We start from the raw sequence: 24,892 nt of genomic DNA on the forward strand, positions 1-24,892 counted from the left end.
GGTAACTTACGATGCCGGCATGACGGCCACCGACCTCGCCATCACCTTCGCGTCGGACACCCGTGGCGAGGCGCTTCCTCGGCAGGCGTCGCCCGACACAGAAGGCTCCACTGCCGACGGTGATGCCGTCAGCTCGAGCGGGGAGAAGCCGCGCCTCCTCGACTTGTTCTGCTGCGCTGGAGGCGCCGGCAAGGGATACCACGACGCGGGCTTCGATGTCGTCGGCATCGACATCAATGAACAACCAAATTATCCTTATGATTTTCACCAGTCTGACGCGTTGGCTTACCTCGAGAAGCACGCGGGTGAGTTCGACGTCTTTCATGCGTCTCCGCCTTGCCAGGCTCACACTGCCCTGACGAAGGGCAACAGGCGCAGGCCCGGCTGGACCGACGAGCACGTCGATCTCATCCCAGCCACGCGCGACCTTCTCGACGAGATCGGCAAGCCCTACATCATCGAAAACGTCCAAGGCTCGACCGTGAGGCGTGACGTGACCCTGTGCGGGGTGATGTTTGGGCTTCAGGTGATCCGCCATCGGTACTTCGAATTGGGCAATTGGCAGATCACCGAGAAGAAGCAGCATGTGAAGCACTCGGGCAGGGTCGCTGGCATGCGGCACGGGAAGTGGTACGACGGTCCGTACTTCGCCGTGTACGGGGACGGGGGAGGTAAGGGGAGCGTTGAACAGTGGCAGGAGGCCATGGAGATCCATTGGACCAAGGATCGGCGCGAACTCGCCGAGGCGATTCCTCCCGCATACACCAGGTATCTCGGCGGCCAGTTGATGAACTGGCTGAAGAGTGGTGGCAGCCAGCTGACCTCAACGCAGATGACGTTGCAGGACGTTTGATCGGCCAGTGAGGTCGACGGGAGCTTGCACTGCTAGAGCAAGTACCCCGCGAGGTGTTCCGCGATGGCCCGCGCCAACGGTGGTGGCACCGCGTTGCCGATCTGCCGCGCGATGGACGCCTTGCTGCCGCACCACCGGAAGTCCGCCGGGAAGCCCTGGAGGAGCGCCGCTTCGTAGTGGGTGATGGCGCGGTGCTCCTCCGGGTGCAGGTAGCGACCCTTCTCGGGCTTGAAGAACTCGGTGCGCACGGTGACGGACGGCTTGGTCCAGTGCAGCCGGCCCATGACGTCCGCGGCGCCGGTGAAGTCGCCCTGCCAGCACGGCAGCCGCAGCTCGTGCGGCAGGTCGTGCCGGTTGCCCCCCGGTGGGACGGCCTCGAAGCGCCGGCGCCAGACGTCGGAGACCGGGCGGGTGACGTGCAGCTCCTCCATGGCGTAGCTGCCCGCGACGACGGCGCCGTTGACGGTGCGCGAGCGTCGCGGCAGCTCCGCCGCGTCCGCCCGTGCGGGGACACCGGCGAGCGCCGTGGCCAGGTCGACCGGAGCGGCCTCCAGCGGGGACGGGGGTCCGAGTTCGTCCAGCTCTCTGCGCCGGCCGACAACCACGGCACGCCGGCGGGACTGCGGAACGCCGTAGTCGGCGGCGTTGAGGACGTGCGCCTCGAGGTGGAAGTCCTCCAGCCGACCACCGGGTCCAGTCTCGTCCTGCAGCAAGGCGAACTGCCCCGACCGCAGGAACGGCGGCACGTTCTCCAGGACGAAGAAGGCCGGCCGGACGCTCTGCAGCACGCGCACGTACTCCTGCCAGAGCACGTTGCGCGGGTCGTCCGGGTCGCGTAGGCCGAGCCCGGAGAAGCCCTGACACGGCGGGCCGCCCACCACCACGTCGATCGGCCGGCCGCCGCTCCACCTCCAGTCGGCGATGTCGCCGACGTGGACGTGCTCGCCGAAGTTGACCGCGTAGGTGGCCGCGGCGTGGGGGTCCAGCTCCACCGCTCCGACGGGCTCGAAGGCGCCCGAGGCGACGAACCCGCTCGTGAGGCCTCCGCACCCGGCGAAGAGGTCGAGCACGCGGAAGGTGCGGCTCCGCCCGCCTCGTGCGCGAGCGGTCGAGGCCGCGGGTGTCACCGTGGTCACGCGAGGAGTCGTCCTCCGAAGTAGCCGGTCGACGGGTCGTCGAGGGTGCCGACGAGCGTAGCGCGGTCCAGGTGGACGTTCTGGCGCTCGCAGCTGGTCTCCGGCAGGACGACGCAGGCGTGGCAGGCGGCCATGTTGAGGCCGTCGGCGCCGGTGGACGTGGCCTCGATGCACACCGGATCCGAGGAGCACCAGGACGCGCGGCGCACCGCGGAGGTGATGACGCCCTCGATGCGCTCCGGTGCGCTCTGCGCGGCGAGGCCACCGAGGCTGCCCGCGGAGTCCGACGACGCCGTGTACAGGAGCACGCCCGCCTGGTCGTCGGCGGCGTACACGCGCTCGCGCAGCGAGGCCACCGGGTAGCCGGCGTCCAGGCTCAGCTCGTTGAGGAGCACGTGCGCGAAGGTGTGCAGCAGCAGCTCGCGGGCGCGCACGACCACGACCTCGCGCAGCTTCCACTCCTTCGCCCGGCGTTCCTCGGCCTGCTGGACGACGGCGGTGCGACGGCGGATGAAGTCGCTCGACTCCCACTGCGCCAGGCGCTGCGGGTCGAAGCGGAGGAAGATGCCCTCCCCCAGCACCTCCATGGCGGGCAACCAGTCGGGCGCGGCCAGGGAGAGCCGGGCCCTGCGGTCCCGTTCCTCCTGCGGGTCGTGCGGCCGCACCCGGGTGAAACCGTCGAGCGCCCGGACCTCCCGCAGCCGCGCCACCTCGGACACGAGCTCGAAGTCCTCGGCCGTCTCGGGCAGCACCTTGACGGGGCGCACGACGAACTGCTGGTGGACGGAGGCGTCGGGTTGGCCGGCCGACAGGGCCTTGTACTCGTCGCGGCGCAGATCCTCCTCAGTGGGGGCCTCGGATTCCTCACCCGACCGTCGCGCCGTGACGGCCGCGACGAGGTCGTCGACGTCGATGCCGGGCAGCGCCAGGTCCCGCACCAGGGCCGGCAGGGAGTCGTCGCCCGCGTTGCGCAGGATCTTCCAGTGCCTGTCCACGAGCCGCTGGACGGTGTGGGACCACGGCGGGATGGACAGCGCCGAGCGGACCGAGGAGAACCACACGTTGGACGAGCCGCGCTGCAGCGTGCGCAGCGTCTCCGAGCAGTCCTCGTCGGTCGCACCGTTGAGCCAGGGCCGCTGCCCGCGGCAGGGTGCGAGCTTCTTCAGCGCGTCGGAGTTGAAGGAGTTGGCCATCGAGACGTCCTGGACTCCGCAGCTGCAGGAGATGGAGATCGCCCCCAGCGAGGAACTGCCGCCGCTGCTGCGCAGGCGCATGTGGTGATCGCTCTGGCGCTGCTGGTCGCGCTGGCCGGCGTGCACCCACGCGAAGTAGGGGAAGTCCTCGATGTGACCGCGGGGACAGCACGCGACGAAGCGGGAGGGCACGAGGCTGCAGTGGCAGTCGGGGCACTCGTGCTCGTCCCAGGAGCAGAACCGCTGCAGCTCGTCCAGGCGGTGGCACTGCGGGCAGGAGTACCACCGGGGGAACCGGATGACGGGCACGCTCGGCCCCTTGGTGCCGCCGCTGGGTGGGGTGCGGAAGCCGTGGACGCCGAGGGCGCGCGCCAGGCGCGGTTCGGCGATCTCGGTGCCGTCCTGGTCGGGCCACTCGCTCAGCCCGAGGACCATGAAGCTCTCGTCCATGGCGGGGAACAGCGCACCGATGCCGTACGTGGAGACCAGCTGGGTGGTCCGGGCCGACGCGACCTTCTTACTCGCCACGGGTGCGGTTCCTCTTCTCTCGGCGCAGCTGCAGGGTGGTCTCGGTGTCGACGTCGCGCAGGCTCGTCAAGGTGGACCAGGGCGGCAGGTCGACGGGGAAGGGGGTCCTCTCCCGGTCCGTGTCGGAGCCGGAGGGGGCGAGCAGGGCCTTGCGGGCGTCGCGCCACCCGGCGTAGCGCTCGACCTGCTCGTCGTCGGCGGCCTGCCGCCACATCTCGACGAGCTTCTCGAGCTGGTCCTCGACGTCGTCCGCCTCGTCCTCGTCGACGCGGCGTGCCCGCTCCACGAGCACCTCGACCGCGGTGTCCAGGTCGTCCCCCCAGCCGTCGACGGCGCCGGCGCTGCGGTCGCCGGAGGCGTCCGCCACGAGCAGGCGCACCAGGGCGACGAGCACGCCGTGCAGGCCGCGGTCACGGGCTCGCGCGGCAAACGGCGTGGCGCCGGTGGCCTCCACCTGCCGGTAGAGACTGCGGTGGTAGGTGGCGAAGCTCTCGTAGTGCGACAGGTCCCGGGTGCGGGAGCCGTTGTAGAGCACGCACACCAGGCCGGGGTGCTTGCGACCCACCCGGCTCGTGGCCTGGATGTACTCGGCGGTGGTCTGCGGCTGCCCGACGACGGCCATGAGCCCGAGCCGGTCGACGTCCACGCCGACTGAAATCATGTTCGTGGCGAGGACGACGGGTGGACTCGCGTCATCGGGGTGGGCGGTGCCCAGGATCTCCAGTTCCCGGGGGATCTCGCTGGACCTCTTGCGGGAGGTCATCTCCCGCGGCGTGCCGACCTTGCGGGGCTCGACGCCGTGCCGTTCGGCGAGGACCTTCAACCGGGCGGGAACGTCGTCGATGACCTGCATGTAGGCGCCACCGAGCACGCGCAGGCTGTTGAAGTAGCCGAGCAGCGTCCAGTAGGCGTCGCGCACCTCGTCGGTGGTGTCGACCTCCTCCGCGGCCTGTAGCAGCGCGGCGAAGGAACGGACGAGCAGCGTCGCCTGGCTGACGCCGGGGGCGAGGACGCCGACGTACTGCCGGGTGCCCTTCTCCTGCGGGGAGGCCTGGACCGCGAAGAACGAGTCGTCCGCGTCGATGCCCGAGGGCGGGAACTGCTGCGCCTCGCGGGCGAACACGGCCTGCACCTGCCGGCCGGCGCGGCGGATGGTCGCGGTCGAGGCCACGACCTTGGGCTTGTGGCCGGCGCGCGAGCAGGCGGCGTCCACGGCCGTCTCGTAGAGGCCGACCATGGTGCCGAGCGGTCCACTGATGAGGTGCAGCTCGTCCTGGACGACGAGGTCGGGCGGGGAGTTCTCCCCGTCCGTCGAGAACAAGGCGCCGGCCTCCTCCTTCCACGCGAGCATGGCGAACTTGTCGACCGTCCCGATGACCAGGGACGGACGTTCCCGGTAGACGTCCTCATCGACGACGAACACGGGCAGGGCGTCGGCGAAGGTGCACTTGGCGTTCGAGCACCGCACGGTCAGCCGGCTGTCACCGGACTCCACGACGTACTGCTCCCGGCCTAGTCGGCTGCCGCACCACGGGCAGCGCAGCAGCTGCATGGGGCTGCCCTCGTCGTCCTCGGGGGCACGCCGGTTCGACTCCCGCAGGGCGAGTCGGGCTTCTTTGACGGTGTTCGGAGTCGCCGCCCGCCCGACCCACAGGCCGAGGCTGATGCCCCGCGAGGCGGGGATGGACTCGCGGCGCACCTGCTCGAGGGCGCAGATCAGCCCGGCGGCCCGCTCGAACTGCTGGATCGTCAGCAGTCGCAGCGTGTAGCGCATGAGGACGGAGACCCCGGCGTCCTGCAGGTTCCGCAGCCGGCGGAGCAGGACGGTGTACCCGACGAGACCGAGGTAGGCCTCGGTCTTGCCGCCGCCGGTGGGGAACCACAGCAGGTCGGCGATCTCGCGGTCTTCGGAGTCCGGCTTCGTGAGACCGACGAGGTTAAGCAGGATGAAGGCGATCTGGAAGGGGCGCCAGGTGTGCTGCTCGTCGTTCGGTACCGAGGCACCGGATCGGATCATCTCCTGGCGGCTGCGCTGCAGTTGCATGGCGGCGTTCATGCCGCGGAAGGCGCTCATCGCCTGCGGATCACGCTCCAGCAGGTCGATGCCCCGCTCGATGCGGTCTGCGGCCTGGCGGGCGGCGGACAGGTGGCGGACCACGGTCTCGAGGAGCGCCTCCGACAGGTTGCGCGCCTTCTGCTGCTCGTCGTCGATCCACGACCGGTAGGCGGCCAGCAGGGTGCGCAGGCCCGCGGTGTCACCGGTGTCGGCGAGGTGCTGCATGCGCAACCCATCGGCGTCCGGTCCACCGGGCTGGGACAGCGGGACGTCGTGCCGGGGGATGAAGGTGGTGGTCACCTCCGTGACGACGGGGGCGTCGCGCCACTCCACGGCGCAGCCGTGACCGACGGCGACGTTGCGCACGTCGCGGAACAGCAGGTCGTAGGACTCCAGGTCCTCGTCCTCGACGCCGGTGGGCCGGGGGCGGGGTCGTTCCGCGAACCCCCCGGAGCCAGTCCGCACCCGCAGGCGCGGTTGGAACCAGCACGCACCGTCCTGCCGCTCAGGGCTTTCGGCCAGCGTGTTGACGAGGACGAGGGTGAGGTTGACGACGTGGTCGGCCGGAGGGCGTGCCACGACGTGCAGGTCGAGCCCGGGTGCCACGGGGACCGACTCGCTGCGGGAGGGCGAGATCGGCACGTCGAGGTCCGCGACCGTCAACGGCACTCGGTGCCAGCGCTCGTCGCGGCGGCGCAGCGAGCGACCGCGCTCGATGACGGTGGGCTCGGGAGCTGTGTCGCCGACGTCCTCCTGCGCGCCCTCCTCGAGCCGGTAGCGGGCGGCGTCGACGGAGACGGTGACGGACGCCGTCTCTCGGACGTCCACCGCGAAGGTCAAACCCATGGACGAGGGGTAGCGGGTGCGGGTGAGGGCGACGGCCGGGTCGAACACCGCGTCGGCGCCGCCGACCCCGTCCTCCGGGGTGTCCTGCTCCTCGGCCGAGACCTCCCCGGCGGACCGGGGACGCAGGATGCCGACGATGAAGCGGTCCAGCGGCGCCTCGGTGAGCAGCTCGTCCTCGGGTCCACCGAGGAGGTCGGCCTCCAGCGCCCGCACCACCTCGGCGCGCGCCTCGTACCACGGGTCCAACCGGCTCACTTCTCCTCCTTCGACCACTGCAGGTCCACCAGTCCGCTGACCCTGATCCCGGTCCACAGCCCCCACCGCCCGACCGCGGGCGCCTGCGGCGTCGCCGCCGGCTGCGGCGTGCCTGCGACGGTGACGACGCCGTCGACCGCTGCGACACCCAGGTCCGGCCAGGGTCGACCCTTCCTGCGCGGGCGGATGCGCCGCGTGAAGGTGTCGGCGAACGACTCGCCGGTCCTGCCCACGAGCAGTCCGCCGTGGTGGATCGAGTACCCCGGCCGTTCGGCGGTCGACCGGCGCGGGTCGAGCGTGAATGTCAGCTCGTCACCGACGTGCACCCGTGTGCGCAGGTGCGTCTGGACGGGCTGGAGGTCCTGCAGGTCCTCCCCGGGCGGCACCTCGGTGGAGACGTCCGCCCCGGCCAGCTCGAGGCCGAGGGTCATGTACTTCTCCCGACCGCCGATGTACCAGCGGTCGATCCGACCGTCGTGGCGCAGGCGCCAGTTCCACGGCAGCGACAGGACGGCGAGCCTGCTGCGCGCACGACTCACCGCGACGAAGGTCGTCCGCACCCGCTCGCCGGGGTCCTGCCCCTCGGTGGCGATCCAGCTCTCCGGGCTGATGAGGACGACGTTGTCGAACTCGAGGCCCTTGGCGCGGTGGACGGTGGACACCACCACGGCGGAGGTGGGTCGAGTCTGCAGCTCCACGGGCACGATGCCGGCGGCGAGGCGGCGCGCCAGGGTGGGGATGTCGAGCTCGGCTCCCCTGCCGCCGGCCAGGGACCTCATCCAGCCCCACGCGGCGGGCTCGACGCCCCGCCGCTCCAGGTCGGGGAGGACCTCCTCGCGCGAGACCGCCGGGCGTGCTCGCTCCGCCAGGACGTCGGCGATCCAGCGCGCCGGTGCCTGTTCCTGCGCCGACCGCTGCTGGACGACGTCGACACCCAACCCTCGCAGTGCGCGGGTCACCTCCAGGGCCTCGCCGTTGGTCGCGCACAGCACCGCGGTGCGACCCTCCCAGCGCGGCAGCAAGCGGCGCAGCTCGTCGAGGGAGCCGATGAGCGGCAGGCGATCGACGAAGCCCTCGACGACCGCCGGCTGCTCAGCGGCACGTGCGGTGTCGAGCCGACGTCCGAGCGCGGTGGCCTCGACGGCCTCGGAGCTCACGGCGCGGTACTGCCCGCGCAAGACCACCCTGCGCACACCCTCCCCGGCGAGGACCCGGTCGAGCAACTGCGCCGACGTCGTGTCCGCCGCACCGCGGAGCTGGAAGTCGTAGATGGCCTGCTGCGGGTCGCCGAGCAGGGTGAACCCGGCGTCGTCCTCAAGCGCCTCGAGGATCGCCAGTAGGAACTCCGCACGCACCCCGACGACGTCCTGGACCTCGTCCACGACGACGTGCCGCAGCGCCTCGAGCTCGTCCGACTCGTTCTCGCGCAGGACCCCGGTGGCTCGCTGGATCCTTTTGTCGAAGGACCACCGACGCCACTCCTCCGGCTCCCCCACCTCGTCGAGCAGGGAGGAGGCCAGCGAGTCCAGGGTCCGCACCGTGACGAGGCGGGAGCGCCCGGACTCCTTGCGGGACCGGGCCTGCACCGCGGCGACCGCCGCCCGGGAGAAGCTGATGACGAGCAGCTCGTCGGTCGCCTCGACGTCCTCCTCCTCGATAAGGTGGCGCAGCAGGCTGGCCACGACCTCCGTCTTCCCCGCCCCGGGCCCCGCAGTGACCACCTGCCGCACCTCGGGCTCGATCGCCGCGGCGAGCCGCTGCTCGGCGTCCAGTTCCACGGGACCCGTCACCGCCCGTTCCACAGGTAGTCGAAGTCGTCGAACGCCAGCCGGTCGCCGTACTGCTGCAGGTTGTCCCGCACGTTGACGATGAGCACCTCCTCCGAGCCGCCATTCAGCGGCCCGCGCAGCCCCCGACCGATCATTTGCTGGTAGAGGTTGGTGCTGAAGGTCGGCCGGGTGACGTAGACGGCGCGGACGGCCGGTGCGTCGAAGCCCTGGGAGAGCACGTTGTAGTTCGTGATGACGCGGATGCGGCCGGTTCGGAAGTCGTCGATGCTCTGCCGGCGCACCGCGGCGTCGGTCTCACCGGAGACGGCCACCGAGGGAACTCCACGCAGCGTCAGCTGGGCCGCCAGGACCCGGGCGTTCTCCACCGACGTGGCGAACAGCAGAGCGGTCCAGTCCTCCGGCAGAGCGGTGATGGACTCGACGATGCGGCGGTTGCGGTCCCGGTCCTCGCCGAGTCGGCTCTCCACGCTGCGGGGCAACGTTCCCGCGCTGAGCGGTCCGAGACGGTCGATCTCGGCCAGCTCGGCGGCCGAGAAGGCGACCGTCGCGCCGGGGAGCTCCTGCTGGCGGACCCGGGCCAGCACCCCGCGCTGCTGGAGCACCGCGTAGGGGTCCCCGTCGAAGGCGCCGTCGTCCAAGCGGTGCCGGTCGTAACGACCGACCAGACGCTCGGTCTCCTTCTCGTTGGTATTGCGGAAGGGCGTGGCGGTCAGGCCAATGAGCGGTCGGCGTCCGGCCCGGGAGCGGCTCTGCCTGCCGAGCCATTCGAGGATCTTCGTGTAGGTCGGGCTGATGGAGGTGTGGGCCTCATCGATCACCACAACCTCGGCCTGCGTGATCCACTCGTAGACGGCGCGTCCCACGGCACCGCGGAGCTTGTCCTCGGTGGCCACCACGAGCTGGAAGCAGGACGGGTCCTCCGAAACGTCGTTGCTCCCCCAGAACCGGCTGATCGACAGCTTCTCCCCGGGGCCGAGCGCCCGCCACACGTACGCCCACGTCTGGACCGCCTGCTCGCAGAGCTCGTCGCTCTGGGCGATCCACACGAGCGGACCGGACAGGCGGTTGCCGCGGACCGCCTCCACCAGCGCCTGCACCGCGACGCGTGTCTTCCCCGCGCCCGTGGGTAGGGACACGATCCCCCTGGCCGGCCCCTCACCCTCCACCAGGCGCTGGATCCGCTCCAGGACCGTCTGCTGGTAGTCGTGCAGCGGACCCAGCACCGCGGGACCTTCGACCTCGAAGACGGCGGGGCGTCGATCGGACGGCATGCCCGCGTACTCGATCGGGAAACCGAGCTCGGTGACGAATCGGCGAGCGCCGGTCACACCGGCCCAGCGGACCGGCGGCAACAGACCCTGGTCTTCCAAGACGCGCTGGAAATGCTGGAGCGTACCCGTGCCGTGGACGGCGCGGACCATCGCCGCCAGCTCCCGCGCGGTGAGCGGTCGCCCGGAGGACTCCTCCGCATCGCGCAGCGCGAGCTGCGGGACGGCACGACGCAACGCGTCCTCGCCGACGGCGACGGCCAGACGGGTGTCGTGGTCCCGAGCGGCCTTGATGCGGGCGCGCAGCTGCTTGGTCTTCAGCTGCTCCTGGGTGTCCAGGACGTGGCGGACATCGGTGGCTTGCAGGCCGAGATCCAGGACGTCGGAGACCTGCCGCAGAACCTCCGCCGGGTCGGTCGCGGTGAGCACCACCCTCCCCTCGTGCAGGAGCGAGGGGATCGCAGTGACGACCTGCCCCTTCGGCGTGGGAGTGATCTGGCTGATCGCGGTGCACGTCTGCAGCTCGACGCCGGCGTGCTCGAAAGGCAGGTAGTTCCGCAGGGTCGGGAAGGCGTCGGCGAGCGGAACAGGTTCACCCGCCGGCTCGACGACCAGCTCGCGCTGCAGCAGGCGCGCTCCGCGGACGAGCCCCCAACGCTCCAGCAGAGCCTCGAGGTCATCCACGTCCGCCACGTGCAACACAGGGCTGCCCTGCGCCAGGAGCGAGCGGTAGGTCACGGCGTCACCGACCACCGCCACCTCGTCGAGCGAGACGTCCACCGCGCGCGTGCCGTCGCTGACCCGGATGGTCGCCGGCCTGTCGACGAAGTGGACGGCCCAGGTGTACAGCGAGGTGCGGCGCTCCTCGTCGGGCCAGGAGCGGGCGATATGGAGCATGGCGTTCCACACCTCGGCCGTGAGGTCTCCGGGGCGCTCGACGAGCTTAAGCCGTTTGGCCATGGGCTCGCTGACCTCGGGAACCGGGAAGACGTCGCTCGGCCACTCCGAGGAGGAGGCGAGGCACGCGTCGATCGGCCACGGCCCGTAGGACGTCTGCAGCCGACCGTGCCGCAGCAACCACCACGTCGCCGGAGCCTTGTACGTCCCCTTCCCGTAGCTGCCGTTGGTCAGGTGGCGGACTGTCCAGGACTCACCTCCGTCGAGCATGAGGACCTGCTCGGTCATGACGACCCGACCCTCGAGGCTGAGGTCGGGCAGCGCCTGGAGGGGCCACGGGGGCCGCGGCCCGTCGGCTTGCAGCCGGTCCAAGGCCGGCTTGCTGCCCTTCGCGGCTTGGACGAAGTGCTTGGTCACCACCTCGCGGTACTCCCGCAACCACTCCTCCTCCGGGGAGTCGTGCCGGAGGACGGGCTGGGTCACCAGACCGAGCCGGGTCAAGAGCTCGACGTCCTGCTGGTGGTACTGGGGGTCTACCAAGAACTCCTTGTCTCGTCGACCGTCCACGGGAACGACGCCCCCGCCGAGGAACGTCCAGGACGCAGCGCGCCAGCGCCCGGCGGCGGTGCGGACCTGCAGCCACCGAGGCACCGGGTGGGGCACGCACTCACGGAAGATGTCCTCCGCGAGGTTGACGGGCACCTGCCGGCTGCGGCGCCACACGTCGGACCAGTCGGCTCCGGCGCGGGTGGCTACGGACTTCAACGCGTGCCGCAGCTCCCCGCTGCGGTCGAGCACCTTGATGCCCAGGCGGTCGAGCGCCTCGAGGACGCCCGGGGCTTCGGCGAGGCGCTGGTCGATGAAGGCGTACCCCGTCTCCTCGGGGGTCGCCCGGAGGAAGACGGCTCCGAGCTTGGGCGCCACCAGGCTGCCGTCCTCCAGCCGCAGAACCCGGGCACGCCTGACGTCGGCGGACATCTCCGGGCGTTCGTGAGCGATGCGGGCCACGAGCTGCACGGCCGCGGCGGAGGCCTCGACCGTCGCGGGGGTGCACAGGGACTCGATCCACTCGACGACGTCCGCGGTCCCCTGCTCGTTCCCGCTGAGCAGGCGTTCAGCCTTGAGGCGTCGCTCCGGGTTCCGGTCGACGTCGTGGTGGACCCAGCGGTGCTCCTCCGCAGTGACCTCCCGCCACTCCCGCAGCCACGCCTCGTCGAGCTTCCTCGGGTGGAGGCGCAGTTCCCCGGGCGCGCGCAGGGTCCCGGTCTGGTCCGGGAGACACGGCCCGGTGCGGAGCCTGGCGAAGACGGGCTCGTTGACAGTCTCATCGGCCCAGCTCCGCGTCTCACCCCGACCGCGCGCGGGCAGCAGGTCGAGGAAGGCCGCGGGGTCCTGGGCGTCGAGCAGATCGGGGAGCGACCTCGCCAGCAGAGTCGGCAGCACCTCCGTGAGCAGTTCCTCGTTGAAGCGACCCGAGAGGAGGTTCAGGCGGTCGTCGCTCACCTTCCACGGAGCGTTGACGATGCCGGAGAAGGTGGTGCGCGACTCGGTGGGGAAGAACGCCCAGAACTGACCGAGTGAGCTCACACCCTTCAGCGGTACGGCCCACTGCAGCTCAACCTGCTCACGACGGGCGAGCTCGCCGGCGTCCTTGAGCGCCGCCGGACTCGGCCGGTGCTTGGTCCTCAGGACCCTCCAGCGGCCGACCTCGTCGCCGTTCCACAGCTCGAGAGAGCCGTCCTCGAGCCGATCCAGGCGCAGATCCTTGGAGGCGGCGGGTGGCAGGTTGGTCAACCGCAGCCTGCGCACCTGAGGAACGAAGATCACGAATTGATCGGGGAACCTCGCGATGTCCTCGGCGACGAGGGTCGCACCGTGCTTGAGGGGGAGACGCACCACCGTGGTCGCCCACTGCATCAGACGTCGGAGCACGGGGTCCGCGGCGGCGTGCTCCGTCGGCTCCAGCGGCTCGGCCAGTCGCAGCACGGGACACTTCGGGGCCGAGGGGACGACCTCGCGGATGCGCGCAGCCGAGGTGTGGCGGTCGAAGCCGAAGGAGCCGGAGCGACTGAAGACCTGAGGGGCGTCGGTGATCGCAGTGACGGACTTGAAGCCCAACCCGAACCGGCCGATCTCGTCCGCCCGCTTGCGGGACAGGTGCGAGGCCATGAGGGCGGTGACGCCCTCCTCAGTCATGGCACGACCCTCGTTGGCGACGTAGAGGTAGCCGTCGGTCAAGACGACCTCGACCTGCCCACCCTCGCCGTTGAGCGCGTCGGCGGCGTTCTGGACGAGCTCGTGCACCTGCTTGCGCCCGTACCCGCCCTCCGCCGTGGAGATCTCGATGGCCGCATCCGACTCGACGCGGTGCGGGTCCTCTCGATAGGCCGCCAGACACCGTCTGGACTGCTCGATGACGGCCCCTGCGAGACCCTCGGTCCTCGTAGCCCACCCCTGCACCGCTGATCCCCCCGCAGACCGCCCGTCCGCCCTGGACCGACGCCCCCTCGTGCCTGTACTCGCCGACACCCACGCCTCTCGAAGGCGCCGCCGAGTGCTTGCCATGAGTCATCATGGCAGCAGAGAGTGACGTGTATGTACAACGTGTCGCAAAGTTGCTCGTTGAACTGGCAGGTGCCTTGCCGCCCGACACGTCGAGTCCCTCGGACGGAGCCGGCCGGCCCGGGCTCTCGGGCCCGCACGCCGTCTCGGCAGGCGCCGTCTCAGCCGACGAAGCCCAACCACAAGCTGTCGCGCGCCCTTGTCATCCCCACGTACAGCTCCCGCCGCTCCACCTCCAGCCGCTCCCGCCACGCGGTCTCCGACTCCCCCGGCTTCGCAGCGGACCCGCCCTCGCGCAAACCGGGCAGGAAGACGTGCTTGAACTCCAGACCCTTGGCCCGCTTGATGGTGCCCACCTTGAGCCGCCCGCACGTCTGCCCCGCGTACTCCTCCAGCGGCACGAGCGGCAACCCGGCTCGGCGCAGGACACCGGCGTACCGGGACGCGTCCACGGTGGTGGCCGTGAGCACGGCGCAGTCCCCGAGGCCTGCTCCCGCGGCCGCCAGGTCGGTCACGGCCTGGACGAGCGCCATCTCCAGGCTGCGCACGTCGGGGGCGTCGACGCGCACGGTCACCCCGCCGTCGCGGGCGACCTCCATCCGTCGGGCACCTGCTTCGAGGGAGTCGTCGAGGTCGCCGAAGGCGTCGGAGGCGACGACGGCCACGGCCGCCTCGAGGATGCGGGAGGCATTGCGGTAGTTGGTCTCCAGGACGGTGGAGCGGCCGCGGACGTTGATGCCCGCTTCGGAGAGGGTGAAACCGCCCGGGTACACGGCCTGCTGGCCGTCGCCGATGAGCAGCAGCCCGTCGGGGCCGTCGCCGCCGAGCGCGTGCAGCAGTTGCACGCCCACGCGGCTGAGGTCCTGCACCTCGTCGACGATGACGGCGACGTAGGGCTCGTCCAGCGGGCGCCGCTGCACCTCGGCGAGCGCGAGGAAGAGCAGGTCCGCCGCGTCGTGCAGCTCGCGGGAGCGCAGCAGCTCGCAGTAGTGCGCGTGCAGTTGCCAGACCGCCTCGCGCTGGGCGCGGTTCAGGGGCGTGGAGCGGCCCACCCGGGTGAGGTCGGCGTACTCGGAGAAGTCGGTCAACCCCCGCCCCTTGATGACGGAGGCGATCTCCTCCTTCCAGTACTGCACGGGCACCGGAACCTCGACGAGCACCGAGTAGCGCCCCACGCTCGCCCACGACCGCCAGAAGCACGTGTCGGCGGCCGTGAGGTCGACGCGGTGGCGCACACCGCGCTCGGTGAGGAACCGCCGCGCCCACGAGTGCAGCCCGCGGAACTCGACCCGTTCGACGTGCTGGGGTGCCAGCCGGGCGAAGGTGGCGGCCAGCACGGTCGGCAGGGTACGGACGAAGGAGACGTACAGCAGCCGTCCGGGGCGGGTGCCGGCGAGGTAGGCGGCGCGGTGCAGGCCGATGACGGTCTTGCCGGTGCCGGCGGGGCCCCGCACCCGGGCGGGGCCGTTGCGGCTCTGGCGGACGAGCTTGGCCTGGCTGGGGTGCAGGAACGCCATCCAGTCCTCGATGGGGGCGGCGAGCGCACCGTCGAGGAGGGACGTCTCGAGTTCCTCTGCGCTGAAGAGGGCTTGCTGCTCCGGCTGCTCATCGGCGGCCTGCAGCGGTAGGACGGGTGGGACCACGACGGGACTGATCTCGACCGGGCCGGCGTCCTCGTGGGGCGGGAAGTCGCGTTCGAGGACGGCCAGCACCTCGGGGAGCTTCTCGGCGTCGAGGCGCTCGCCGCGGCGGTTGATCCACGGCACGAGGTGCTTCTCGCCCATCACCGTGACCCGGCCCAGGGTCAGCGGCCCGAACGCCTTGCCGACGAAGACGAGGACCGGCACCACCTCCAGCGGTGCGAGTCCCACCTCGGCGACGGTCTGCTCCGCGAGCTCGGCGATGCGCAGCACCTTGTCGACGTCGTCGTGCGCGTTCTCCTGCCCGCGGCACAGGCGTCCGTCCTCGACGTGCACCTCCCGCCAGTTCTTGACGTCGACGACGAGCACTCCGCCGGGACCCACGTGCAGCAGGTCCACGTTGGCCGCCCGGGTGCCCGGCCAGCGCCGGTCGGCCAGCAACGTCCAGCCGGAGCTGGACATGGGCTGCAGCAGTGCACCGATCTTGCGCTCACCCGCACCGCCGGCCTCGTGCCGGCGGACGATCCGCTGCTGCTGCGCGGCGAGGCGCAGGTACTCCTCGGCGAGGGCACGCGCGCGTCGGGCCTCGACGTCCTGGGACGCACCTGCCGTCACGGCGCTCACAGGTCGTACACCCCGACGTGGTGCACGACGAACCGCGCCGGGTCGCTCTCGAAGGTCACCGAGGCCCGGGCGAGCGTCACGAAGGCCTCGTCGATGACGTCGAGACCGCGCCGCGCCGCGACCCGCTTTGGGCCGAACACCGGGTACGTGCGGGAGCGGACGTCGAAGTCGACGACGTACTGGACCTGCACGACCGCTCCTCCCCGTGCTGCTCGAAAACCTGCTGCGTGGTGCGACAGGTGCGTGGAGGGTTGTCGACACGAGTCCGGAGCAGGCGGAGGTGCGGTACCGGAACGGAGCATGCGGAGCACTCGAACGGCTGCAAGGGCTCTCCCACGGGGCAGAAGCAGGCCCTCGACATCGAGCACTGGACCGGGGTGCAGTGGAGTGCTTCTATGTGCACTGAAGTGCGCATAGAAGCACTCCATCGGACGGGGGAGGTGGCGACGTGAACTGGGTCCACCCCCTCTCCGCGCTGTTCCCCACCGTTCAAGGCGCCGTGCTCCATACCCTCTGGCGGCGCACCACTCCGATGACCGGACGCGAGGTGCACCGCGTCAGCGCGACCGGCTCCTACCGGGGCACCCTGGTCGCGCTCGACCGCCTGGTCGAGCAGGGGATCGTCGAAGCGCGCCGCGTCGGGCAGGCGCGCGAGTACCACCTCAACGAGGAGCACCTCGCCCACCCCGCCTTGACTGCGGCGCTCGCCGCCTTCACCCCTCGGGCCGACCTGGACGATCGGCTGCGCGCTCTGGTGCACCAGCACCTCCCCGACGACCGGCACGTCTCGCTGGCCTACTTCGGCTCCTTCGCCCGAGGAGAAGCGGGAGCGGACAGCGACATCGACCTCCTCCTCGTCGTCCCCGACGGCACCGCTGACGACACCACCGACCGGATCGTCGCCGACCTGGAGGTTCGCGGGCAGCGGTGGACGGGCAACGAGGTCCAGGTCTACGCGACCCGTCACGCCGACCTCGCTCGCGCGGTCGCCGCGGGCGACCCCATCGTCGCCGAGTGGCAGCGGGACGCCGTGACGATCCTCGGCCCGACGATCCAGCGACTCCTGGAGGCGCCTCGATGACTCCCCGCCCCGGCCCTCGGATGCAACCCGTGACGGCAGCGGAGGTGCAGGTGCGCGCCGAGGCGGCGCGCAAGTTCCTCGAGGTCGCCCGCATGGTCGAGGACGACACCTCCGATCCCGCCCTCCCTCGCGTCGCGAGCGCCCTCGCCGTCCTGGCCGGCATAGCTGCCAGCGACGCCGTCTGCGGTCACGTCCTCCACTAGCGCCCGCAGGGGCAGGACCACCAGGAAGCCGTTCGCGTGCTCGGGAGCATCCGTGGCGCCGACGAGCTCGCCACCTCACTGCGCCGCCTCTTGGCCGACAAGACGACGTCCCAGTACGGCACCACGTACATGACCGCGCAGAAGGCGGCGTCGATGGTCCGGCACGTCGAAAAGCTCGTCGAGGGCATGGAGCAGCAGCTGCGGAGCCGGTGACGCACCGCCGATCGCGCTGACGGGCACCCTCGGCCTGCGACCCGTCTGCACTCGCAGGACGACGAACAGCAGCACACCAGGAGGATCCACGTGGACCGACAGCACCGGGTGATGGGCGCCCTCGTGGGCTCCGCCGTCGGCGACGCGCTCGGCGCGCCGTTCGAGTTCGGCCCGCCGGGTGCGTTCAGCGCCCGTTTCCCCACCGCGGCGCGCGGGGTGGCCACCGAGATGTGCGGCGGCGGGACGCTGGGCTGGGAGCCGGGCGAGTTCACCGACGACACGCAGATGGCACTGCTGGTCGGGCAGTCGCTGCTGGAGCGCGACGGCCTGGACGAGGCCGACGTCTTCGAGCGATTCCGCCGGTGGGCGCAGGCCGGGCCGCCGGACATCGGGGTGCAGACGTCCGCGGTGCTGGGCTCCGGGCTGCCGTGGGACACCGCCGCGACCGAGCACGTGCGCGCCGGGCACCGCGCCGCCGGCAACGGCTCGCTCATGCGCACCACCCCGGCGGCGATCTCCTTCGCCCGCGCGGGGCAGCAGGCGAGCATGGACGCCGCCCGGCGGATCAGCGCCCTCACCCACGGCGACCCGGCGGCCGGGGAGGGGTGCGCGCTCTTCCACGAGGCGCTGCGGGTGCTGCTGGAGGCCGGGAACGCCGACGGGGCCGTCGCCGCAGCGCTGCCGCTGGTGACGGAGGAGCACCGGGCGAAGTGGGCGCAGGTGTGCGACCCGGGCTGGCGGCCGCAGGACGCCACCGAGGCCAACGGAGCGGTGTGGCCGACCCTGGGGTCGGCGCTGTGGGCGCTGCGGAACTCGGCGACGTTCGAGGAGGCGTTGCGACTCGTTCTCGACCTCGGCGGGGACACCGACACCGTCGCCTGCGTCACCGGGGCGCTGGCCGGGGCCCGCGCCGGGATGACGGGCGTCCCGGTCCGCTGGAGTTCCGTGGTGCACGGGCGCGTCCCCGGGTTCCCCGGCCGGGCGTGGGAACTGCGCGACCTGCAGTGGATGGCCGCGCGCCTCGACGGATCCACCGCGGACCTGCACGAACCGCCGCCGACCCGCGGGCTGGAACCCCGGGAGGTTTCCCCCGGCGTCTGGGCGTCCGACCTCGACGGCGCGCGCCGCAGTGACCGCGGCTTCGCCGTGGTGTCTTTGTGCCGCACGGGTGGGCGCTTCGGCCACGACGTGCAGCGCTTCGCCTACCTCACCGACGACGACAGCAACACCGAGCTCGTCACCGTCCTCGACGACGTGCTCGCCGACATCGCCGCCCTGCGTGCCGACGGCCGGCGAGTGCTCGTGCACTGCCACGCCGGCGCCTCGCGCACCGGGCTGGTGCTGCGGGCGTGGCTGGTGCGCGAGGAGGGGTTGTCAGCGCAGGAGGCGACGGTTCGGGTGGCGGCGGTGTGGCCGCAGCTCAGCACGTGGAACGACAGCTTTACCGCTGCACTGCGGGAGGTGGAGCGCCGCCGCGGGAATGTGCCCCGGTGACCACCGGCGCCGGCACCGGTTCACGAAGGCGCAGCCAGTTGACCGGAGGCGAAGAGCATCGCCGTGAACGCGGGGCACGCTTCGACGACTCCCTGAACCTGCAGCACCGCCTCCCGCACCACGTCAGGCGCAGTGACCTCCTCCACGGTCAACCGCCGCGCCAACCGCAGGTGGCTGTACGCGCTCAGCTGACCGAGCAGCGCAGCGGACACCTCGCCGACCGGCACCTCCGCGGCAGGTGCCGTCCAGTCCCCGGCGTCCACGACCAGGGTCAGCGGGGAGTCGCTGAGGGCGTTGAGCTGTCCCGCCAGGTCGGCGTGGTGGGGTGCCCAGGATCGTTGCGCGGCGGCCCAAGTGGGTGGTTCCTGCACGTAGCCGACCTCGACGCCGGGGCGCACGAAGTCGAAGAGGACGTACAGGGCGGTGCGGTCGCTCTTGGTCGTCCGCCGCGGCCAGGCGGTGGGCCAGTAGGCGGCGGCGAAGTGGTCGCGCGCCCACTCCTGCGGCCGCTGCCACCCCAGGCCGCCGGCGGTCCACAGCCCCTTCTGCGGCCACCCCCACGCGATCCCGTCGTCCTCCAACCGGGCGGTCAGTTCCTGCACGAACGTGGAGATCGCGGGGTAGAGGCGCTCGGCCGCGACGCGGTGCGCGTCGGCGACCTGCTGGTAGTCGGTCGCGTCAAAACCGTTGAACACCCTGGCCACTCCCCTGCGTTCCATGAGTTCGACCGTGTCGTCGCGCAGCGCCTGTTCGTGCACCGCGAGGTCCCGCAGGCCCCGCAGGAGGTCGGCGACGGCGCGCCAGGGCAGCCAGCGGACCTCCGGACGTCCCACGGCGGCGCCCGCCCCGACCAGCTCGTCGAGCTCCTCGCGCGCCCGCGCCACGTCCACCGGCTCCGACGTTCCCGTGGTCAGCGCCACGACGGTCGCACTCAACCCTCGCGCGGCGGCACGTTCGGAGAGGGCGCACCACTGGACCGTCAGCTGCTGCAGCGTCCCGTGCCCCTCGACCTGGTACCGGCCGAACCCCGCGTGGTACTTCGCCTCGACGGCGATCAGGTGACCGGCGACCTGGACGAGCACGTCGGGTTCGACCTGCCGACCGGGCAGCAGGCTCACCGGCAGCTTCGGCCACAGGGTGATCGTCGCGCGTTCGACGTCGGCGGCTGAGAACTCGACCCCGGGCAGGGCGGCCGCGAGGAGGGGCTTCAGCAGGCGCTGTCGCGGCAGGTAGCGCACCGCGGAGAACACGGCGTCCGTGAGGGTGTCCTCCATGCGTTCCGCCGCGAGCGTCGCCGCGGGGTCGAGCTTGCCCTGCAGTTCGGCGCGCACAGCGCGAGGGTGCTCGCCGCGCCCGGCGGCGTCGAGCCATGGCGTGTCGGACTCGGGTGCGTCAGTCCCGGAACCGGGCGGTGAGCCGATCCGCCCGAGCCGCGATCGCGGTGACCACGTCCTCGCGCGCTCCCGTCAGCGTCGCCACCGACGGGTCGAGCGCCCGCTCGAGGGCCTCGTCGAGCAGCCGTGCCACCGCCTGGGCGGGCAGCGGCCACGACGAGAACTCGGCCAGCACGTCGCCGCGGTCGACACCGTCGGCGTCCCACCCGCCGTTCACCGACATGGCCATCCGGCGCTCCAGCGGCGCGGCGCCGGGTGTGCGGGCCAGGTGCAGGGTCGGCACGACGTCGTACAACGGCGCCAACCGAGAGCCGCCCTCGGTGTGCAGCAGGGACAGGTTGCGGGCGTGGGCGTCGGCGTTGCCGACGAGCACCGTGGTGAGCAGCGCACGGGCGAGCGCCAGCAGCTCGGCCCGCGGGTCGGCGGCCACCGCCCGCACCACGGCGGCGATGTCCCGCCAGCCGGGCCCGCCGTCGGCCTGGTACTTCTCGTCGGGCAGCCGTCCGCACGCCTGGCAGAAGTCCTCCTGGTGCGTGCGGACCACCCGGCCGTCCGCGCCGACGTGCCGGTCGTAGCGGGCGACGCTGAGCACCGGGCGGCCGGCCACCTCGAGGATCTCCGCGCAGGCGGTGTCGGCACCGAGGTGGCGGGCGAAGGCCAGGCCGAACGCCTCGAGCTGCACGAGGTCGGGGAACGTGTCCGGCTGGGGTTTGAGCAGGTGCGTCGAGGGGGTGCCACCGACGGGCCGCGCCCACGAACCGTCGGGGCGGCGGGCGAGCAGGAGCTTCTCCTGCCGGCCGGCGAGAGACAGCCGCACCCCGCGGCCCACGCCGAGGGGTTGCTGCGGCAGGGCCGCGAGCGCTTCATCGAGCCCGCTGGCGTCCAGCGGCTCGGTGCCGCCGAGGTCGTCGACGGGGCGCTCGCCGTCCGGGAGCACCTGGACGGCCCCGGCGCAGTCCGCCCCGATGGCGGCGAGGAGGCGGGCCACGTCACCGCGGGGAACGTCGAACGTGCGCTCGACGGCGGTGCGGAACTCGCCCTCGGGCAGCAACCCCTCGATGAACGGCCGGGTGCTGCCGACGCTGTACGGGGCGGGTCGCACCGGCAGCGACGCGGAGAGGACGACGGCGCCGTTCCCCCACCGTTCGACCGCCGCCGGCAGGTACCGGAGGCTGAGCTGCCGGCTGCGGACCTCCACCAGTTCCGCGACCGGCTCGCCGCGCAACCACACGGCCAGGGGTGGCGTGCGCGGGCTCACGGTCGCGGTGCGCCGGTGCCGCGGGGGACGACCGCGAGGTCGTGCCCGAGCACGGCGAAGAGGTCGAAGAGGCGCTTGACCTGCAGCGACACCTCACCGGTCTCCAGCAGGCTGACGTACTGCCGGTTCACCCCGGCCCACTCGGCGAGCTCCTGCTGGTTCATCCCGGCCCGGTGGCGCAGGTCGGCGAGGGCCTGACCGAGCTGAGCGGGGGTCGCGGCGCGGCTCACTCCCGGGATGCCCGGATTTCCTGTCATGCGGACCATCGTGCCTGTTGCCAGGAAATCCGGTCAAGTGGAGCGGGGCGCACGTCCCCCGTTCGAGCGCCGACCACCTCGGGACGATCCGTGCTGCCAGGCGGCTCGGCGGACGGTCGGCACCTGCGGGAAGAACACCTCCGTCACACTCGTCTCAGGCGTAACACGGCCGTCACCTCGACGAAGCACCGGCGACCCCGGGCGCACCTACGGTCCGGCGCGACACCCCGTCGTCCCCGGAGGTCCCGTGCCCGTCCCGTCCCGCGCCCGCCGCCGCTCCGCAGCGCTGCTGGCAGCCACCGCGCTCTGCCTCGCCCCGGCCCTCGCCCCCGCGAGCGCCTCCCCCACCCCGCACGACGAACTGCCCCGCGTCGTCGGCCTCAGCGTCAGCGACGAGCTGGACATGCTCGCCGCGGGGACGACGACCTCGGTGGAGCTGGTGCAGGCGTACCTGGACCGCATCGCCGCCTACGATGACGCCTACGCCGACCAGCCGGGCCTCCACTCGGTGGTGACCGTCAGCCCGACCGCGCTGGAGAACGCCCGTCTGCTCGACGCCGAACGCGCCGCCGGCATCTCCCGCGGCCCGCTGCACGGGGTGCCGGTGCTGGTGAAGGACAACTACGCCACCTACGACATGCCGACCTCCGCGGGCAGCGTCGCGCTGGCGGACTACCAGACCGCCGAGGACTCCACGGCGGTGGAGCGGCTGCGCGACGCCGGGGCGATCGTCCTGGGCAAGACGAACATGGCCGAGTTCGCCTGGCACGGCACGTTCACGCTGTCCTCGGTGCGCGGGCGCACCGCGAACCCGTACGACCAGGACCTCAGCGCCTCCGGTTCCAGCGGCGGCAGCGGCGCGGCCGTCGCCGCGAGCTTCGCCGCTGCGGGCCTGGGCACCGACTCGTGCGGGTCGATCATCGGCCCCAGCGCGCACCAGAGCCTGGTGGGCTACCGCCCGACGATGGGCCTGACGAGCGTCGCCGGGATCGTGCCGCTGTCGGTGCGCCAGGACGTGTCCGGCCCGATGACCACGACGGTGGAGGACGCCGCCCTGCTCGGCAGCGTGCTCGCCGGTGAGGACCTCGCCGACCCGCAGACCGAGATCGCCGCCGAGCAGGACCCGTCCACGTTCGTCCCGGGCCTGAGCGACACCGCCCTGGAGGGCAAGCGGATCGGCTACTTCCACTGGGACTACTCGGAATCCACCCCTGAGGGCCCGCGCCCGGGCACCGAGGAGGTGACGGGGATCGTCGACCGGGCCGTCGCCGACCTGGCCGCCGAGGGCGCGCAGATCGTCGAGGTTCCCTTCACCCGCGAGTTCGTCCGCGAGCAGCTCGCCAGCGGCGGGTGGATCGACATGCGCGCCAGCGTCGACGCGTTCTTCGCCTCGACGAAGGCCGAGTGGCCCGAGGGTCTGGCGGAGCTGACCGCTCCCGCCGACGAGCTGACGTTCTCCGACGTCGTCGCCGACGGTCGCTCGTCCCTGGAGCCGGAGACCGTCGAGTCGTGGCTGGCGCTGGAGGACGTACCCAACCCCGCCTACGACGCGGCCGTCGCCGCGCAGGAGGCCGGGAAGGACGCGATGGACGCCTTCTTCGAGCAGTACGACCTCGACGCACTGGCCATGCCGACGTCCGAGGCGCCGGCGAACGAGGACTGGGCCGGCACGACGTTCTGCGACGTGGGCGCCAACACCGGCGTCCCGTCGATCTCGCTGCCCGCCGGGTTCACCGCCGCGGGCCTGCCCGTGGGGCTGGAACTGGCCGCACCCCGCTCCACCGACGCGACGCTGCTGGCGATGGCCTACGACTACGAGCAGGCCACTCAGCACCGCCTGGCGCCGGCCAGCACCCCGGAACTGCCGCGCAACGGCACGATCCCGAAGGAGGTCGTCGCCACCGGCCCGGCACGCGAGGACAGCTGAGCCGGGCGCAGCACCCTCCCGGCGCTCGACGCGTGAGCGCAGGGGCGTCCCGCCGCCGCGAGGTGGCGGCGGGACGCCCCGACGTGCCCGGCGTGCCGGCGCCCCTCACGGCCCCAGGAGTGCGGCCGGCACGACCGCGATCCCGTCCCGACGCCGGTACGCGTGCGGACCGGCGGTGACGACCACGGCGTCGAGCAGGTCCTCGCCGAGCTCACCCCGCAGCCAGGTCAGGTGCTTCACGTCAGCGTCGGTCACCGTCCCGGCGAGCTTCACCTCCACAGCGACGACCCGGCCGTCACCGCGCTCGACGATCAGGTCGACCTCGTGCTCACCGCCCCGCACGCGCAGGTGCCCGGTGCGCGCCTCGGCAGCCTGCGCGTACACGCGGACGTCGAGGGTGACCAGCGACTCGAAGAGCTGACCGAGCAGGGTCGCCTCGCGTCCGGCGGTGGCGGCCGGAGCAGCACCGACGAGGGCCCCCGGGTCGACGCCGAGCAGGCGCGCCGCGAACGCCGGGTCCGCCAGGTGGTGCTTGGGCGCGGCGGCCAGGCGGGCCAGGTGGTTGCGCGACGGCGTCCACGCCGGCACCGGGTCGAGGAACCAGAGCCGTTCGAGGATGTCCCGGTAAGCGATCGTCGTCGTCTTGGCGGGTTTGTCGGCGTCGCCGGGGGTGGCGGCGTCGCGCAGGCGGTCGTAGGCGGTGACCGTGGACTCGGCGGCCGCGTAGGCGGCCATCCACCGCCGCAAGGGGACGGGGTTGCGCACCGCCCGGCCGAGGTCGGGGAAGTCGCGGTCGACGATGCTCTCGACGTAGCCGTCGAGCTGCGCGCGGCGCAGCCGCGGGGGCAAGGGCCGGATCGCGGGCAGACCCGAGGCGCAGATCTCCTCGGCGTAGTCCTCGACCCCCACGTCGGTCGTGCCCTCGACGGCCGGACGGCGCCCGTTCAGCAGTTCGGCGAGGGACACCGCCGGGACGGTCACCCCGCGCTCGGTGAGCGTCATGGGGCGCATCCGCAGCCGCACGATGCGTCCCGCGCCGCTGTGCACCCCGGCGTCACGGGGGACCGCCGAGCCGGCGAGCAGGAAGGAGCCGGGCTCCGCGCCGTCGTCCACGGCCCGCCGCACGGCGTCCCAGGTGGCGGGCAGGTGCTGCCACTCGTCCAGCAGCACGGGAGCGGGTCCGCGCAGGGCGCGCGCCAGGTCCGCCGCTGCGACGTCGCGCTGGGTCGGGTCGTCCAGCCGCACGACCGTGCGGGCTCGTTGGAGGGCGGTGCGGGTCTTGCCGACCCCCTTGGCGCCTTCCAGCGCCACGGCGGCCAGGCCGGGCAGGAGCTCGTCGAGCTCACGATCCACGACGCGGGGCGCGTACGGGGCAGGTCGGGACACAAGATCACGCTACCTTTTGCGTGACTTCTAC

General features: G+C 72.1%; 17 protein-coding genes. 6 read left to right on the forward strand and 11 right to left on the reverse strand.

The annotated features are described in order from the left end of the window. The first annotated feature begins 19 nt into the window (after window positions 1-19). Complete coding sequence (locus tag ACRYR9_RS03935; RefSeq protein WP_432492708.1) at window positions 20-853, forward strand: DNA cytosine methyltransferase; 834 nt, start codon at window positions 20-22, stop codon at window positions 851-853. 32 nt (window positions 854-885) lie between these two features. On the opposite strand, the gene ACRYR9_RS03940 is transcribed toward ACRYR9_RS03935, so the two are convergent. From ACRYR9_RS03940 to ACRYR9_RS03970, 7 genes are all read right to left on the reverse strand, one after another. Beyond that, entirely contained in the window at window positions 886-1,923 is a 1,038-nt protein-coding gene (locus ACRYR9_RS03940; RefSeq protein ID WP_432492710.1) for a DNA cytosine methyltransferase, read from the reverse strand. Window positions 1,924-1,985: 62 nt separating this feature from the next. After that, a complete protein-coding gene (drmB, locus tag ACRYR9_RS03945; RefSeq protein WP_432492712.1) occupies window positions 1,986-3,710 on the reverse strand; it encodes a DrmB family protein in 1,725 nt (574 codons plus the stop codon). After that, entirely contained in the window at window positions 3,700-6,867 is a 3,168-nt protein-coding gene (locus ACRYR9_RS03950) for a helicase-related protein (RefSeq protein ID WP_432492714.1), read from the reverse strand. The genes drmB and ACRYR9_RS03950 overlap by 11 nt, the downstream gene beginning before the upstream one ends. Then, complete coding sequence (locus ACRYR9_RS03955; protein ID WP_432492716.1) at window positions 6,864-8,657, reverse strand: UvrD-helicase domain-containing protein; 1,794 nt, start codon at window positions 8,655-8,657, stop codon at window positions 6,864-6,866. Before ACRYR9_RS03955 ends, ACRYR9_RS03950 begins: the two co-directional genes overlap by 4 nt. Next, entirely contained in the window at window positions 8,654-13,282 is a 4,629-nt protein-coding gene (locus ACRYR9_RS03960) for a DEAD/DEAH box helicase (protein ID WP_432492718.1), read from the reverse strand. Before ACRYR9_RS03960 ends, ACRYR9_RS03955 begins: the two co-directional genes overlap by 4 nt. Before the next feature lie 263 nt (window positions 13,283-13,545). Further along, window positions 13,546-15,648 carry a nuclease-related domain-containing DEAD/DEAH box helicase gene (locus ACRYR9_RS03965; protein WP_432492720.1) on the reverse strand — a complete coding sequence of 701 codons (2,103 nt, stop codon included), beginning with the start codon at window positions 15,646-15,648 and terminating at the stop codon, window positions 13,546-13,548. Next, window positions 15,645-15,839 (reverse strand): hypothetical protein, encoded by a 195-nt coding sequence (locus ACRYR9_RS03970; protein WP_432492722.1) that lies wholly within the window; start codon window positions 15,837-15,839, stop codon window positions 15,645-15,647. The genes ACRYR9_RS03965 and ACRYR9_RS03970 overlap by 4 nt, the downstream gene beginning before the upstream one ends. A gap of 341 nt (window positions 15,840-16,180) precedes the next feature. Here ACRYR9_RS03970 and ACRYR9_RS03975 point away from each other — a divergent pair, with 341 nt between their 5' ends. The 4 genes from ACRYR9_RS03975 to ACRYR9_RS03990 all read left to right on the forward strand — a co-directional run bounded on the left by ACRYR9_RS03975 (window position 16,181) and on the right by ACRYR9_RS03990 (window position 18,639). Beyond that, entirely contained in the window at window positions 16,181-16,729 is a 549-nt protein-coding gene (locus ACRYR9_RS03975; protein ID WP_432492724.1) for a nucleotidyltransferase domain-containing protein, read from the forward strand. 29 nt (window positions 16,730-16,758) lie between these two features. Beyond that, the gene (locus ACRYR9_RS03980; RefSeq protein ID WP_432492726.1) at window positions 16,759-16,932 is read left to right on the forward strand and encodes a hypothetical protein; all 174 of its coding nucleotides are present in this window, start codon (window positions 16,759-16,761) and stop codon (window positions 16,930-16,932) included. A gap of 36 nt (window positions 16,933-16,968) precedes the next feature. Beyond that, complete coding sequence (locus ACRYR9_RS03985; RefSeq protein WP_432492728.1) at window positions 16,969-17,145, forward strand: hypothetical protein; 177 nt, start codon at window positions 16,969-16,971, stop codon at window positions 17,143-17,145. Window positions 17,146-17,235: 90 nt separating this feature from the next. Continuing rightward, window positions 17,236-18,639 carry an ADP-ribosylglycohydrolase family protein gene (locus ACRYR9_RS03990; protein ID WP_432492730.1) on the forward strand — a complete coding sequence of 468 codons (1,404 nt, stop codon included), beginning with the start codon at window positions 17,236-17,238 and terminating at the stop codon, window positions 18,637-18,639. A 20-nt stretch (window positions 18,640-18,659) separates the two neighbouring features. Here ACRYR9_RS03990 and ACRYR9_RS03995 read toward each other — a convergent pair whose 3' ends face one another. From ACRYR9_RS03995 to ACRYR9_RS04005, 3 genes are all read right to left on the reverse strand, one after another. Beyond that, window positions 18,660-19,970, reverse strand: a complete 1,311-nt coding sequence (locus ACRYR9_RS03995; RefSeq protein WP_432492732.1) for a hypothetical protein — start codon at window positions 19,968-19,970, stop codon at window positions 18,660-18,662. Window positions 19,971-20,031: 61 nt separating this feature from the next. Continuing rightward, window positions 20,032-21,291, reverse strand: a complete 1,260-nt coding sequence (locus ACRYR9_RS04000; RefSeq protein WP_432492734.1) for a HipA domain-containing protein — start codon at window positions 21,289-21,291, stop codon at window positions 20,032-20,034. Beyond that, entirely contained in the window at window positions 21,288-21,548 is a 261-nt protein-coding gene (locus ACRYR9_RS04005) for a helix-turn-helix transcriptional regulator (RefSeq protein WP_432492736.1), read from the reverse strand. The genes ACRYR9_RS04000 and ACRYR9_RS04005 overlap by 4 nt, the downstream gene beginning before the upstream one ends. Window positions 21,549-21,795: 247 nt before the next feature. Between ACRYR9_RS04005 and ACRYR9_RS04010 the strand changes: the two genes are divergently transcribed. Then, window positions 21,796-23,475, forward strand: coding sequence for an amidase (locus ACRYR9_RS04010; protein ID WP_432492738.1), 1,680 nt, complete (start codon window positions 21,796-21,798; stop codon window positions 23,473-23,475). 105 nt (window positions 23,476-23,580) lie between these two features. Here the strand turns inward: ACRYR9_RS04010 and ACRYR9_RS04015 are convergent, their stop codons facing one another. After that, window positions 23,581-24,861: an ATP-binding protein gene (locus ACRYR9_RS04015; protein WP_432492740.1), complete on the reverse strand. Its 1,281-nt coding sequence runs from the start codon at window positions 24,859-24,861 to the stop codon at window positions 23,581-23,583. Window positions 24,862-24,892: the final 31 nt, after the last annotated feature.

The sequence above is a fragment of the Kineococcus auxinigenes genome (assembly GCF_050871525.1).
Classification (GTDB): Bacteria; Actinomycetota; Actinomycetes; order Actinomycetales; family Kineococcaceae; genus Kineococcus.